Annotated in this window: 14 protein-coding genes; 2 read left to right on the top strand and 12 right to left on the bottom strand. The window is 70.8% G+C overall.

Annotation, left to right across the window (positions count from 1 at the left end; translation table 11 throughout):
* Positions 1-123: 123 nt before the first annotated feature.
* From DEU34_RS00730 to DEU34_RS00705, 6 genes are all read right to left on the bottom strand, one after another.
* A complete protein-coding gene (locus tag DEU34_RS00730) occupies positions 124-1,311 on the bottom strand; it encodes a thiolase family protein (RefSeq protein WP_121147913.1) in 1,188 nt (395 codons plus the stop codon).
* Positions 1,311-2,486: a bifunctional 2-methylcitrate synthase/citrate synthase gene (locus DEU34_RS00725; RefSeq protein ID WP_121147911.1), complete on the bottom strand. Its 1,176-nt coding sequence runs from the start codon at positions 2,484-2,486 to the stop codon at positions 1,311-1,313. Before DEU34_RS00725 ends, DEU34_RS00730 begins: the two co-directional genes overlap by 1 nt.
* A gap of 32 nt (positions 2,487-2,518) precedes the next feature.
* Positions 2,519-3,418, bottom strand: a complete 900-nt coding sequence (prpB, locus tag DEU34_RS00720) for a methylisocitrate lyase (protein ID WP_121147908.1) — start codon at positions 3,416-3,418, stop codon at positions 2,519-2,521.
* 142 nt (positions 3,419-3,560) lie between these two features.
* Positions 3,561-5,087 carry an MmgE/PrpD family protein gene (locus tag DEU34_RS00715; RefSeq protein WP_121147905.1) on the bottom strand — a complete coding sequence of 509 codons (1,527 nt, stop codon included), beginning with the start codon at positions 5,085-5,087 and terminating at the stop codon, positions 3,561-3,563.
* A gap of 97 nt (positions 5,088-5,184) precedes the next feature.
* Positions 5,185-5,646, bottom strand: coding sequence for an SRPBCC domain-containing protein (locus DEU34_RS00710; protein ID WP_121147903.1), 462 nt, complete (start codon positions 5,644-5,646; stop codon positions 5,185-5,187).
* Positions 5,647-5,812: 166 nt separating this feature from the next.
* On the bottom strand, positions 5,813-6,433 hold the full coding sequence (locus DEU34_RS00705) for a TetR/AcrR family transcriptional regulator (protein WP_121147900.1): 621 nt from the start codon (positions 6,431-6,433) through the stop codon (positions 5,813-5,815).
* A 63-nt stretch (positions 6,434-6,496) separates the two neighbouring features.
* On the opposite strand from DEU34_RS00705, the gene DEU34_RS00700 reads away from it, so the two are divergent.
* Positions 6,497-7,474 carry a zinc-binding dehydrogenase gene (locus DEU34_RS00700; RefSeq protein WP_121147898.1) on the top strand — a complete coding sequence of 326 codons (978 nt, stop codon included), beginning with the start codon at positions 6,497-6,499 and terminating at the stop codon, positions 7,472-7,474.
* Between the two features lie 42 nt (positions 7,475-7,516).
* Here DEU34_RS00700 and DEU34_RS00695 read toward each other — a convergent pair whose 3' ends face one another.
* The gene (locus DEU34_RS00695) at positions 7,517-7,996 is read right to left on the bottom strand and encodes an NUDIX domain-containing protein (protein ID WP_121147895.1); all 480 of its coding nucleotides are present in this window, start codon (positions 7,994-7,996) and stop codon (positions 7,517-7,519) included.
* Positions 7,997-8,005: 9 nt separating this feature from the next.
* Complete coding sequence (locus tag DEU34_RS00690; protein ID WP_121147893.1) at positions 8,006-9,019, bottom strand: aldo/keto reductase family protein; 1,014 nt, start codon at positions 9,017-9,019, stop codon at positions 8,006-8,008.
* 108 nt (positions 9,020-9,127) lie between these two features.
* On the opposite strand from DEU34_RS00690, the gene DEU34_RS00685 reads away from it, so the two are divergent.
* Complete coding sequence (locus DEU34_RS00685; protein ID WP_147423976.1) at positions 9,128-10,213, top strand: aromatic acid exporter family protein; 1,086 nt, start codon at positions 9,128-9,130, stop codon at positions 10,211-10,213.
* A gap of 4 nt (positions 10,214-10,217) precedes the next feature.
* On the opposite strand, the gene DEU34_RS00680 is transcribed toward DEU34_RS00685, so the two are convergent.
* The 4 genes from DEU34_RS00680 to rlmN all read right to left on the bottom strand — a co-directional run bounded on the left by DEU34_RS00680 (position 10,218) and on the right by rlmN (position 14,100).
* Positions 10,218-11,072, bottom strand: a complete 855-nt coding sequence (locus DEU34_RS00680) for an ABC transporter permease (RefSeq protein WP_121147888.1) — start codon at positions 11,070-11,072, stop codon at positions 10,218-10,220.
* Positions 11,069-11,941 (bottom strand): ABC transporter ATP-binding protein, encoded by an 873-nt coding sequence (locus tag DEU34_RS00675; protein ID WP_121147885.1) that lies wholly within the window; start codon positions 11,939-11,941, stop codon positions 11,069-11,071. Before DEU34_RS00675 ends, DEU34_RS00680 begins: the two co-directional genes overlap by 4 nt.
* Before the next feature lie 168 nt (positions 11,942-12,109).
* The gene (locus tag DEU34_RS00670; RefSeq protein WP_121147883.1) at positions 12,110-12,847 is read right to left on the bottom strand and encodes a DUF429 domain-containing protein; all 738 of its coding nucleotides are present in this window, start codon (positions 12,845-12,847) and stop codon (positions 12,110-12,112) included.
* A gap of 11 nt (positions 12,848-12,858) precedes the next feature.
* Positions 12,859-14,100 carry a 23S rRNA (adenine(2503)-C(2))-methyltransferase RlmN gene (gene rlmN, locus DEU34_RS00665; RefSeq protein WP_121147880.1) on the bottom strand — a complete coding sequence of 414 codons (1,242 nt, stop codon included), beginning with the start codon at positions 14,098-14,100 and terminating at the stop codon, positions 12,859-12,861.
* Positions 14,101-14,129: the final 29 nt, after the last annotated feature.

The following is a 14,129-nucleotide window of genomic DNA, read 5'->3' as shown; positions in this document are numbered from 1 at the left end:
CCCTTCGGGGTGGGGGCCTCTCGCGCAGCATCCGCATCGCCGAGGGTGCCCGAAACCGCCATCCGTGCCCGGAAAAGGAGGCACCCTTGGCCGTTTCTGGCACCTTCGGCGAGAGACGCGGGCTCAGCCGTCCCAGCGACGGAAGAGGGCGGCGAGCGCCTGGCCCCCGCCGATGCACATCGTCACCACCGCGTACTCGAGGTCGCGGCGGCGGAGGTCGATCGCCGCGCGCACCGACAGGATCGCGCCGGTCGCCCCGACCGGGTGGCCGAGCGCGATCGCCCCGCCGTACGGGTTCGTCTTCTCCGGGTCCAGGCCCGCATCGCGGATGACCGCGACCGCCTGGGCGGCGAACGCCTCGTTGAGCTCGACCACGTCGACGTCGGCGGGGGTGAGCCCGGTCTGCGCCCACAGCCGCTCGAGCGCGATCACCGGGGCGTAGCCCATGATCTCGGGGTCGACCCCGGCCGTGGCCACCGCTTCGAGCGTGGCGAGCCCCGCGAGACCCCGATCACGCGCGTCGGACTCCCGCATCAGCACGGTCGCGGCCGCCCCGTCGTTGATGCCCGAGGAGTTGCCCGCGGTGACCGATCCACCCTCGCGGAACGCGGCGCGCAGGCCCGCGAGCACCTCCAGGGAGGTGTCGGGGCGCGGATGCTGGTCGACCGCAACCTCGACGCCGGTGCGGCCCGGAGTCGTCACGGGCACGATCTCTTCCGCGAAGGCCGCCCGCGCAGCATCCGTCGCCGCCCGCCGCTGGCTCTCGAGCGCGAACTCGTCCTGTTCGCGTCGGGACACCCCGTAGCGCTCGGCGACGTTCTCGGCGGTCGTTCCCATGTGCTTGCCGCTGAAGGGGTCGGTCAGGATCGCGAGAGTGCCGTCGAGCAGCCGGCGGTCGCCGAGGCGCGCACCGTCGCGGGCGCCGAAGTCGAGGAACGGTGTGCGCGACATGCTCTCGTCGCCGCCCGCGACGACGACGTCGACCCCGCCCCACAGCAGCTCCTGCGCGCCCGACCAGATCGCCTGCAGCCCCGAGCCGCAGAGACGGTTGACGGTGAACGCGGGAACGCGGGTCGGCAGCCCTGCGGCGAGCGCCACCCGGCGGGCGTTGTAGGCGTCGGGTCCGTTCTGCGCGATGCAGCCCATAACGACCTCGTCGACGTCGGCGGGGGAAAGGCCCGCGCGCTCGAGAGCTGCGCCGACCGCCGCGGCGCCGAGCTCGTGAGCCGGAACCGTCGACAGCGACCCGGCGAAGCTCCCGATCGGCGTGCGCGCACCGGCGACGAGCACGACGCGCTCGCGGTCGGCCATCAGCCCGCCGCCTCCTCCGGGCGGTCGGCGGTATCGTCGGCGACGACGAAGTCCTCGTAGCCGTCGATGTGGCGCTCGTCGGGCCCGTTGTACTCCGACAGCGGACGGATGAGCGCGTTCGACGCCCGCTGCTCGCGGATGTGGGCGGTCCACCCCGTGACGCGCGCGGCGACGAACAGCGGGGTGAAGGTCTCGGTGTCGAAGCCCATCAGGTGGTACGCCGGGCCCGAGGGGTAGTCGAGGTTCGGGTAGATGCCCTTGCGGTCGACGAACTCCGTCTCGAGCGCGTCGTACAGGTCGAGCACGTCCCGCCGGTCGTAGTGCTCGACGAGCTCGACGAGAGCCGCGCGCATCGTCGGAACCCGGGAGTCGCCGCGCTTGTAGACGCGGTGCCCGAACCCCATGACCTTACGCTTCTCGGCGAGCGCGGCGTCGAGCCAGCGCGAGACGTTCGACGCGTCGCCGATCTCGTCGAAGACGTGCATGACCGCTTCGTTCGCGCCCCCGTGCAGGGGGCCCTTCAGCGCTCCGATGGCGCCCACGACGGCGGAGTACAGGTCGCTCAGGGTCGACGTGATCACCCGCGCGGTGAACGTGGAGGCGTTGAACGAGTGCTCGGCGTAGAGGATGAGCGAGACGTTGAACGCGTCGACAACGAGCGGCTCGGACTCCTCCTCGAACGTCATCCAGAGGAAGTTCGCGGCGTAATCGAGGTCGTCGCGGGGCTCGACCGGCTCGATCGGATCGTCGTCGCGACGACGGCGCTGGTCGTACGCGATGACGGCCGGAAGAGCGGAGAAGAGGCGGATGCTGCTGGCCAGCTCCGCCTCGGGGCTCGCGTCGTCGGCGTGCGGATCGGTCGCCCCGATCACGCTCACGGCCGTCCGCACGACGTCCATCGGGTGCGCGGTGGTCGGCACCAGGTCGATCGCCGCCCGTACGGCCGGCTGCAGCATCCGGTTCTCCCGCTCCGCGGCGCGCAGCTCGGCCAGCTGCTCGGAGGTGGGCAGCTCGCCGTGCCACAGGAGGTAGGCGACCGCCTCGAAAGGCTGGGAGGCGGCGAGCTCCTGCACGGGGTAGCCCCGGTAGAGGAGGCTGTTGGTGTCGGGGTTCACCTTGCTGATCGCGGTGTAGTCCACCACCACGCCGGCGAGGCCCTTCTTGATGTCGGTCATCTCTCTCCCTCGAGATCGGCGGATGCTGTGGTTCAGCGCTCCACGCGGAAGTCGAACACGTTCGTGTCGAAGCGGGTGTATCCCTCGTAGTCGATGAGGTCGTACAGGTCGGCGCGGTGCTGCATCTCGCCGAGTCTCGAGGTCAGGTGCCCCTCGTCGTCGAGCGTGTCGAGCGCGCGGTCGGCGGCGCCCATCGCGAGCCGCAGGAGCGAGACCGGCCAGATGACGATGTTCACGCCGGCGCTGCGCAGCTGCTCGGTGGAGAACAGCTCGCTCTTGCCGAACTCGGTCATGTTGGCCAGGATCGGCACGTCGAGCGCCGCGCGCATGGCCTCGAACTCGCCGAGGTCGCGCATCGCCTCGGGGAAGATCGCATCGGCGCCGGCGTCGACGAGCGCCTTCGCGCGGTCGATCGCCGCGTCGAGGCCGTCGATCGCGCGGATGTCGGTGCGCGCCATCACGAGGAAGTTGGGGTCACGCCGTGCGTCGACGGCGGCGCGGATGCGCTTGACGGCGGTGTCGCCGTCGACGACGCTCTTGCCGTCGAGGTGTCCGCAGCGCTTCGGGTTCACCTGGTCTTCGATGTGGGCGCCCGCGAGCCCCGCGTCTTCGAGGGTCTGGATCGTGCGAGCGACGTTCATCGGCTCGCCGAACCCGGTGTCGGCGTCGATGATCGCCGGGAGGTCGGTCATCCGCGCGATCTGCTGACCGCGCCCGGCGACCTCGGTGAGCGTCGTCAATCCGATGTCGGGGAGGCCGAGGTCTGCGGCCAGCACGGCACCGGAGATGTAGACCCCGTCGAAGCCCTTCCGCTCGATCAACCGCGCCGACAGCGGATTGAACGCGCCCGGGAAGCGCAGCAGCTCGCCCGATGCGAGGCGTTCGCGCAGCATCCGCCGCTTCTCGTGCGCCGGTGTCTGGGCGTACAGCATCAGCCGACCTCCGCCCCGCGTGCGCCCGTACTCAGGATGGATGCTGACGCCGCAGCCCGGCGGGGGCGTGTCGCGGCCGCCGCGGCGCAACCATCCTGAGTTCGTGCGCGAAGAGCGCGGGCACGCGCGGCGCGACCGAGCATCAGAACAGACCCTTGGGGGCCGGGGCGAGGGCGAGAACGCCGTGCTTGGCGACGATGTTGAGCTGCAGCACCTCCGCGGCCGTGAGCTCGGGCAGGCGCTCGGCGAGGTCGAGGAAGCGCTCGATCTCCTCCGGCAGCAGCACGGGCTCGGCCAGCAGGCGAAACTTGCGCACGTAATCCTCGCGCGCGAACGGGCGCGCGCCCAGCGGGTGGGCATCGGCGACGGCGATCTCGTCCTCGACGGTCGAGCCGTCGGCGAGGGTGATCACCACGCGGCCGCCGAAGGCCTTCTCGTTCGGGTCGTCGGAGTGGTAGCGGCGCGTCCACTCGGCGTCCTCCGCGGTGGTGACCTTGCGCCACAGCTCGACGGTGTCGGTACGGCCGGCGCGCTCGGGCGTATACGAGTCGACGTGGTGCCAGGCGCCGTCCTGCAGCGCGACGGCGAAGATGTACGGGATCGAGTGGTCGAGCGTCTCGCGCGAGGCCGTCGGGTCGTACTTCTGCGGGTCGTTCGCACCGGAGCCGATGACGAAGTGCGTGTGGTGACTCGTGTGCAGCACGATCGAGGCGATGTTCGCCGGGTCGCGCAGGTCGGGCCGCTCGGTGCCGAGACGACGGGCGAGGTCGATCCACGCCTGCGCCTGGTACTCGGCGGAGTGCTCCTTCGTGTACGAGTCGAGGATCGCGCGCTTGGACTCTCCGGCGGCCGGCAGCGGAACGTCGTACGAGGCCTCCTTGCCGTCGAGCATCCAGGCGACGACACCGTCCTCTCCCTCGTAGATCGGGGCGGGCGACGTCTCGCCGCGCATCGCGCGGTCGACCGCCTCGACGGCGAGCTTGCCCGCGAACGCCGGCGCGAACGCCTTCCACGTCGAGATCTCGCCCTTGCGCGACTGGCGCGTGGCGGTGGTGGTGTGCAGCGCCTGGCCGATCGCCTGCCGGATGGTCTCGGTGTCGAGGCCGAGCAGCGTGCCGATCCCCGCCGCGGCCGCGGGGCCGAGGTGGGCGACGTGGTCGATCTTGTGCTTGTGCAGCGAGATCGCCCGCACCAGGTCGATCTGGATCTCGTAGGCCGTGGCGAGCCCGCGCACGAGCGCCGCCCCGTCTCGGCCCGTGTGCTGGGCGACGGCCAGGATCGGGGGGATGTTGTCGCCCGGGTGGGAGTAATCGGCGGCGAGGAAGGTGTCGTGGTAGTCGAGCTCGCGCACCGCGACCCCGTTCGCCCATGCGGCCCACTCGGGGCTCGTGCGGCGTTCGAGGGCGCAGCCGAAGACCGTGGCGCCGGGGCCGCTGATCGAGACCGGGTGGTCGAGCGCCTGCTGACGGGCGGCGCTCACGGGGCGCCGGGTGAGGGATGCTGCTGCCACCGCGGCGTTGTCGATGACCCGGTTGACGATCATGTCGACGACGTCGTCGTCGACGCCCACCTGGTCGGTCGCGACCTCCGCGAGGTGCCACGCCAGCTCGCCTTCGCGGGGCAGGTGCTCGTCGCTGCGGTGGACTCGAAGATGATGGGAGATCGTCATGGGGGGCCTTTCGTGGGGCATTCCCTACCCATACTGCCTGCCCGGCGAGGCGAGGGTCTCCCCCTTCCGCTTTCGCCGGGCGTGCGGGTACCGGGGGTCAGCCGTGGACGGCGGACTGCCCGAGGTGGGTGACGAGTTCGTCGAGAGCGCTCGCCCAGCCGTCGTAGAAGCTGTCGTCGCCGGCCATGCCGTCGACGCCGCGCAGGTCGAAGGTGAGGCGGGTCAGGTCGCCCGCCGGTGCGATGGCGACGGTGACGACGGGGGTGTCATCGGGGTCGGCACCCGGCTCGCCCCAGGTGAAGACCAGACGCTCCTGCGGCACGACCTCCCGGTAGACGCCACCGGTGGGGTACTCCTCGCCGGAGGCGTCATCGACCATCGTGTAGGCGTAGCGACCGCCCTTCTTCGCGTCGATGGTCACCGTGTCGCGCGGTGTGGTCATGCCGACCGGGTGCCACCACCGGGCGGCGTCATCGGCGTCGGTCCACGCGTTCCAGATCTGCTCGGGGGTCGCATCGAGCAGGCGCTCGATGGTGAAGCCGCGGGAGGAATCGATCATGGAAGTACTCCTTGCCTGCCGCGGCGCGCGTCGTCGCGGTGTGAGCACCGTACGGCGCCGTCCGCGTTCCGTCGAGGCGGTTGCGCGAGCATCCGATCGCCGGTGTCGGGCCGGCAGCAGCTCACCGCCGCGGCCATCGGGCTCGGGGGCACCGGGAGGTCGTCGCCTACGGCACCGCCGTGAAGCCCACCTGAGCGACCGTCGGCTGCCAGGCCGCGAGAACGGCCGTGGCAGCATCCAGGCTCTCGGCGGCGGCCTCGTCGTCGGCGCGCGCCTGAGCCAGCGCGGCGAGCACGAGGGAGGAGCAGGTCACGGCGAGCGTGCGCTGCGATGCGTCGTCGAGGTCGGGTCGCCGCGCGGCGACACCCGCGCGCACCGCGCCGCGGATCTCGTCGGTGTACTCGGCGATGATCCTCCGCACGCCCTCGTCTTCGCTCGCCAGCGGCGTGCACGCCGCGTTCACCAGCAGACACCCCGACCTCGCCGAGGACGAGGGCGAGACGATCTCGGCCCGGAGCGCGCCCAGGTAGCGCTCCAGCGCCTCGGGGTCGGGGTCGCTCTGCCGCAGCGCCGCGAGGCGGGGGCGTGCCACGTGAGCGAGGTAGTCGACGACGACCGCCTCGAAGAGCCCCCGCTTGCTCCCGAAGGCGTGGTACAGGCTCGACCGCTTGAGAGAGGTCGCCTCCTCCAGCTCCCCGATCCCCGCTTCGGCGTACCCGCGCGACCAGAACAGGTCGCGCGCCGAGCGCACCACCTCGTCGTGGTCGAACGTTCGCTGTCGTCCCATCGGATTCCCTCCGTCGGGGTCTATATTAGACCAATCGTTACAAAATTTCGGAAGGACATCCCCATGCGCGCGATCACCCATCACGAGTTCGGCGACCCGGCGGCAGTGCTCACGGTCGAAGACGCCGAGACCCCCGCCCCCGGCGAGGGAGAGGTGCGCATCCGCACTCTGCTCTCCCCCATCCACAACCACGACCTCTGGACGATCCGCGGCACCTACGGCTACAAGCCCGCGCTGCCTGCCCGTGCCGGAACCGAGGCCGTCGGCGTCGTGGAAGAGGTGGGCCCCGGGGTCGAGTCGCTGACGGTGGGCCAGCGCGTCGCCACCGGCGGCACTCTCGGGGTCTGGGCCGAGCAGTTCATCGCGCGCGCGGCGGGTCTCGTCCCCGTCGCCGACGGCCTCCCCGACGAAGCCGCCGCCCAGCTCGTGTCGATGCCGTTCAGCGCGATCAGCCTGCTGGAGTTCCTCGACCTGAAGCCCGGCGACTGGATCGTGCAGAACGCCGCGAACGGAGCCGTCGGTCGCATGGTCGCCCAGATCGGCGCCGCGCGCGGCATCAACGTGGTGGGGCTCGTGCGCCGCGCGTCGGGCGTGCAGGAACTCGAGGATCAGGGCATCTCGCGCATCGTCGCGGTCGACAGCGACGGCTGGCAGCAGCGCGTCGCCGAGCTCACCGGCGGCGCCGACCTCGTGGCCGGCGTCGACTCCGTCGGCGGCCGCTCGAGCGGCGACGTGCTCTCGCTGCTGGCCGAGGGAGCGACCCTCGTCGCGTTCGGCGCGATGGACAGCCCGACGATGGAGCTCGCCTCGGGCGACGTCATCTTCAAGCAGGCCACGGTGAAAGGCTTCTGGGGCAGCAAGGTATCGACGAGCATGGATGCGGCGACGCGCACCGAGCTGTTCGGCGAGCTCTCACGGCATCTGTCATCGGGCGTGCTGACGCTTCCCGTCGCATCGATCCACGGGTTCGACGATGTCGCGACGGCCGTCACCGCCTCCGGCGAAGCGGGCCGCGTCGGCAAGGTGCTCCTGCGACCCTGACCGGTCTCGGGCCGGTCGTCGCGTCTCCTCGCGGCGCCCGGCCTACCCGGCGGCGAGCTCGACCATCCGCGCGAGCGCCTCGAGGGCCGGCCGCTGGCCCTTCACGAGGCGCTCGCGCGCATCATCGATCGCGACCCACTCGGCCCGGTCGACCTCGGGGAACCGCGCGGTCTCCCCCGACCGCGGCGGCCACTCCATCTCGAACTCGCCGAAGGTGAATCCGGATGCGTCGAAGCCCGCGCCGTCCGCGACGAACACCACGACGCGTTTCCCCGACGAGTACGCGAACGTGCCCAGCTCGGCGTAGTCGGCCGACGGCGCATCGACGCCGAGCTCTTCGCGGAACTCGCGGCGCGCAGCATCCATCGCCGACTCGGCGTCGGGATCGAACTCGCCCTTCGGGATCGACCAGGCGGCGGCATCTTTCGAGGCCCAGAACGGGCCTCCCATGTGGGCGATGAGCACCTGCACCCCGCCGCCGCCGAGGCGGTACAGCAGGATGCCGGCGCTCATCGCCACCATGCTCGAGCCTCAGGCCACTCGGGTCGCGGGCGACGTCTCGTACGTCTTCTGGCCGTCGCGCTCGACCGTGCCGCCCAGCGCCTCGTCGATCGCGGAGAGCGTGTCGGCGTCGAGGGTGACGCCAGAGGCCTTGACGGTGTCGGCGAGCTGCTCCGGACGCGAGGCTCCGACGAGCGCGGCGGCGACGTTCGGGTTCTGCAGCACCCAGGCGATCGCCATCTGCGGCATCGACAGGCCCGCCTGCTCGGCGATGGGCTTCAGTCGCTGCACCGCGGTGAGCGTGTCGTCGGCGAGGAAGCGCTTGATGAAGTTCGCGCCGCTCTTCTCGTCGGTCGCGCGCGACCCCTCGGGCACCGGCTGACCGGGCAGGTACTTGCCGCTGAGCACGCCCTGCGCCATCGGCGACCAGACGATCTGCGAGATGCCGAGCTCCTCGCTCGCGGGAACGACCTTGTCTTCGATGACGCGCCACAGCATCGAGTACTGGGGCTGGTTGGAGATGAGCTGAATGTTGAGCTCCTTCGCGAGTGCATGACCCTCGCGGAGCTGCTCGGCGGTCCACTCCGAGACGCCGATGTAGAGAACCTTGCCCTGGCGCACCAGGTCGGCGAACGTCTGGAAGGTCTCCTCGAGGGGTGTCTCGTAGTCGAAGCGGTGCGCCTGGTAGAGATCGACGTAGTCGGTGCCGAGGCGCTGGAGCGAACCGTTGATCGACTCGGTGATGTGCTTGCGGCTCAGGCCGGTGTCGTTGGGTCCGCCCGGTCCGGTGGGGAAGTACACCTTCGTGAAGATCTCGAGCGACTCGCGTCGCTGCCCCTCGAGCGCCTTCCCGAGGATGACCTCGGCGGCGGTGTTGGCGTAGGCGTCGGCGGTGTCGAACGTCGTGATCCCGGCGTCGAGCGCGGCGTGCACGGTCTTGACGGCGGCGTCGTCCTCGACCTGCGACGCGTGCGTCACCCAGTTGCCGTACGTGATCTCCGAGACCTTGAGACCACTGTTGCCCAGATAGCGATAGTTGACCATGCGTCAACGCTACTGTCGTCCGCGAACCTTGGCTCCGGGTTGCGCCGACGGGAAGAGAGGATGCGTCAACCACCCCCGTTCGCCGGCGAGCGTCGGTAGCGTTCCCGGGTGAACACCTCTCCGACCCGCGCCCGGATGACCGGGCAGATGCGCGCGGCGCGCACACTGGTGGCGCCGTCGCGCGTGCTGCTGGCGGCGAAGACCGCGGGCGCCGCCGTCCTGGCCTGGTATCTCGCGCCGCTCATCCCGTTCGCCGCCGACGAGTACTCGTACTACGCACCGCTCGGGGTCGTCGTGAGCATGTATCCGACGCTGGCCGATTCTGCGCGCTCGAGCGTGCAGACGGTGCTGGGCCTTGCGATCGGCATCGGTTTCGGTCTCGTCGCGGTCGGACTCGACGCCGCGGGGGTACCGGCCGCGGTCGCCCTCGCCGGCATCGTCGCGATCGGGGTGCTGCTGGGCGGTGCCCGCGCCCTCGGCCCCGGGCGCGAGTGGATCGTCATGGCGGCGCTGTTCGTGCTGCTGATCGGCGGGAGGGGCGATCCCGACCAGTTCTCGGTGTCCTACCTCGTCACGATGGCGTTCGGGATCGTGGTCGGCGTCGCGGTGAACGTCCTCATCGCACCTCCGGTGTTCCTGCCGTACGCCTCCCGCCGGCTCAGCGAACTCCGCGACACCCTCGCCGCGCGACTGGACGAGATGGCCGACGCCGTCAGCGCAGGAGGCGTCGACCACGACGCCCTGGCCGCGTCGATGGGCGAGCTGTCGACGATGCTCCTGACCGTCGCCGACGAGGTGCGCGAGGCCGACCGCAGCCTGCGGGGCAACCCGAGGGGCCGCCGCCAGGCGGCCGCCCAGGAGGAGAACACGCGTCGCCTGCGGGCGCTCGAGCACGTGACGTTCTTCGCGCGCGACCTGGCCGACATCCTCGGCCGCATCCCACCGGCGGGCGCTCCGCTGCGAGGCGACGCGCGCGCGCTGCTCGCCGAGGCGGTACGCGCATGCCGTGACGTCGTGGCCACCGCGCCGGGCGATCGCGACACCACGGCGCTCATCGAGACCGCCGGCGCGGCGGTCGAGGGCTACCTCGCGTCGCTGGAGCCCGTCGACACCGGCATCGCCGAGCTGGCGGAGACCGTGACGGCGGGAGTCAGCCTTCGCCGCATGATCGACGCCTGCCGCCCGCTGGCCTGAGGCTCTAGCTGTCCTTGCGGATCCAGCGGAAGGTGATGCGCACGAGGATCAGGCCGACCACGAGCCAGATGAGCGTCACCCCCAGGGTGAGTCCGTGCTGCCACGTGCCACCCGGCTCGTCGGCGGCGAACACCTCGGGCAGGAAGACCGATCGCATCCCCTGAGCCAGCCACTTCAAGGGGAAGATGCTCGCCACGTTCTGCAGCCACTCCGGCAGCACCGAGAACTGGATGAAGATGCCCGAGATGAACTGCAGCACGAGCACGATCGGGATGACCACCGCCGAGGCGCTGCGCCCGGTGCGCGGGAGGGCGCTGAGGCCGATGCCGAGGATCGCGCAGGTGGTGACCCCGAGCAGGAACACCCACGCGAAGGTCAGCCACCGTTGCGGGTCGGTCGGCAGCGCGACACCGAAGAAGATGCCGGCGATCGCGATGAGGAGCGCGGCCTGCAGGAAACCGGTGACGAGCACCTGGCCGAGCTTGCCCATGAAGTACGACACCGGTGACAGCGGCGTCCCGCCCAGACGCTTGAGCGACCCGTCGCTGCGCTCCATCGCGATGTCGATGGCGAGGTTCTGCAGACCCGAGAGGAGGAGACCGGCGGCGAGCATGCCCGGCAGGTAGTACGCAGCCGAGGAGATCTCGCCGTCGGGCGGCCCGAAGGTCGCCGAGCTGAAGGCCACCGCAAAGATGAGCAGGAACAGCACGGGGAACAGGAACGTGAAGAAGACCGAGTCGCCCTGCCGGAAGTACGAGCGCACCTCGTAGGCGACGCGCGAGAGCCCGAGGCGCAGAGTGCGCCCTATTCCGAACGAGCCGACGCCGGAGCGGTTCGGCGTCGAGAGCGCCGCGCTCATGCCGCGACCTCCTCGGTCGACGCGGCCGCCGGATCGACGAAGGAGAGGTAGATGTCTTCCAGGCTCGGGCGCACCACCTCGAGACTCTCGGGTTCGCGGCCCGATTCGGCCACGAGCCGCGCGACGAACTCGCCGGGGCTCGACGTGCGCTCCTGGTGCACGACGCCGTCATGGCGCCAGCGCACCACCGGCACACGTGACGCGGGCCCGCCGAGCTCGTCGATCGGCCCGATCGAGGCGAGTTCGCCGCCGACGAGAATGGCCGCGCGCTGCGACAGCTCGGCCGCTTCGTCGAGGTAATGGGTGGTGAGGAGGATCGTGGTGCCCTCCCCCTGGAGCCCCCGGATGAGATCCCAGAACTGTCGCCGCGCCTCGGGGTCGAACCCTGTCGTGGGCTCGTCGAGGAAGAGCAGATCGGGCTGTCCGATGATGCCGAGCGCGACGTCGACGCGTCGACGCTGGCCGCCCGAGAGCTTCCGGACGGCAGTCTTGGCCTTCTCGGTCAGACCGACCGCGGCGATCACCTCGTCGACACGGCGGGCGCGCGGGTAGAAACCCGCGAAGTGCGTGAGCAGCTCCTTCACCGAGGCGGTCGGGGCCTCGCCGGTGTTCTGCAGCACGATCCCCAGGCGGGATTTCCACTCGAGCGTGGCGTGGTGGGGGTCGACGCCGAGCACCGACACCGTGCCGCCGCTGCGATCACGGTATCCCTCGAGGATCTCGATGGCGGTGCTCTTGCCCGCCCCGTTCGGGCCGAGCAGCGCGAAGGTCTCGCCTGGATGGATCTCGAAGCTGATGCCCTTGAGCGCCTGGAACCCCCCGCGGTAGGTCTTGGTGAGGCCGGACACCTCGACGACGGATTCGCTCATGCCTTCGAGAATGCCCTGAACGGATGCTGCGCACCACTCCGACGGGCAGGTGCACAGCATCCGACGTGCGGAACCGACCCCGTTCGCGGTGGCGGGGGAAGGAGATCTCACCGGCGGAGGACGGATTCTCGCGGTTCCGTTCTCCCTTCGTGGCATTTCCTCCGCGCGTCACCGCACGAGGTCGGCGAGCGCGCCGTTCGGCAGCGCGATCCACCCCTCGCGGCGTGCGCGGTCCAGCTGCGCGGGTTCGGGACGTGCGTACCGGTCGAGGGCGGCGCCCCGCGCGGCGAGCGCCGCCACGACGGCGTCGAACGCGTCGCCCGAGCGCACGAGGGCGTCGGCGTGACCTCGCAGGTCGAGCCACGGGGCCGTCGCGACCAGCCGGGCGAGAAGTCGCTCCCGCGCGCGGGGATCCGTGCGGTACCCCGTCGTGTCGAACCCCCACAGGCGCAGGCTCGCCCCGGGGTAGACCTCGGCGACGTCTCCGGCTCCCGAGCGATCGACATCGCGCCCCGCGTCGCGCAGCCGGCCGAGCAGCCCCGCGCACCGCATCGCGGTGAGACCGAGCCGGTCGGTGGAGACGCTCAGCGGCCACCGCCCGGTGATCCGCCGCGCGACCCGATCGGTCTCGCGGTACGCCAGCGTGCGCCGCCAGTCCATGCCTCCGTCGGCGGACGGCGCCGTGGCGGGTTCGGAGTGTGCCGCGACGAACGCCACGAACTCGTCGGGCCAGCCGAACGCGCAGTCGATGCCGATCTTGTCGACGTCGGCGGACGCGTCGACGATGGCGTCGTCGGAGACTCCGACCGACAGCTGCGTCAGCGCAGCATCCGCGCCGCTCCAGTCCACGACCGCCAGCGCGGTCTTCGTGCTCTCGGCGGCGAGGTCGACCCCCGCGGTGCGCATCGGAGAAGGGGTCAGGCGACGGGGGTCGCGGAGGCTGCGACCTGGTCGTCCTCGGTGGCGACGAGCTGCCCGCAGGCTCCGTCGATCTCCTTGCCGCGGGTGTCACGGAGGGTCGTGGGGATGCCGGCGTCGTTGAGGCGCCGCACGAACTCGTTCTGCACGGGCACCTCCGACGCGGTCCAGATCGAACCGGGCGTGGGATTCAACGGGATCGGGTTCACGTGCACCCACCCGCGACCGCGGGCATTGAGCTTCTCGGCGAGGAGGTCGGCACGCCAGGCGTGGTCGTTCATGTCCTTGATGAGCGCGTACTCGATCGAGACGCGCCGCCCGGTCTTGTCGAAGTAGTCGCGCGCGGCGTCGAGCGCCTCGTCGACCTTCCAGCGCGAGTTCACCGGGATGAGCTCGTCGCGCAGCACGTCGTCGGGCGCGTGGAGCGAGAGCGCGAACGTGACGGGGATGTCTTCGTTCGAGAGCTTGGTGATCGCCGGCACCAGGCCGACGGTCGAGACCGTGATGCCGCGGGCGCTCATGCCGAGGCCGTGGTCCTTGTCGACCATGACGCGAACGGCCTGCATGACCCGGGCGTAGTTCGCCAGCGGCTCACCCATGCCCATGAAGACGATGTTCGAGACGCGATCGGCGGAGTGGTCGTCCTTCTTCTTGCCCCCGAGCCCGCCGTCGGCGATGAGCCGGTTGGCGCGCACGATCTGCTCGACGATCTCGGCGGCCGACATGTTTCGGGTGAGCCCCGCCTGGCCCGTCGCGCAGAACGGGCAGTTCATGCCGCATCCGGCCTGTGACGACACGCAGAGCGTGATGCGACCGGGGTAGCGCATGAGCACCGACTCGACGAGGGCGCCGTCGTGCAGCTTCCAGAGGAACTTGATCGTGTCGCCGCGGTCGGTCTCGAGGCGCTTCACCTCGGTCAGCAACGGCGGCAGCATGCCGGCGACGAGCTCGTCACGAGCGGCCGCGGGCAGGTCGGTCATGAGCGCGGGGTCGCTCGTGTAGTGCTGGAAGTAGTGCTTCTCGAGCTGCTTCGCGCGGAACCCGGGCATGCCCAGCTCCTTCACCTTCGCGACGCGCTCGTCGGCGGTCAGGTCGGCGAGGTGCACGGGGGGCTTGCCGCGCTTCGGGCTCGCGAACTGCAGCAGCGGACGACCGGTCTCGTCCTTCTTCTGCGACCAGCCTTCGGTGGCCGGGCGCACCTGACGGGGCTTCGTGGTGCGCACGGGGGGCTGCTCGATCATGTTCCCAGGGTACCGGCGAGCGCCTGCAC

This window comes from Microbacterium sp. AG1240 (assembly GCF_003635115.1).
In the GTDB taxonomy this organism is placed as follows: domain Bacteria; phylum Actinomycetota; class Actinomycetes; order Actinomycetales; family Microbacteriaceae; genus Microbacterium.
Note: the sequence above shows the minus strand (reverse complement) of the source record. Positions and strands in the feature narration are given on the sequence as shown.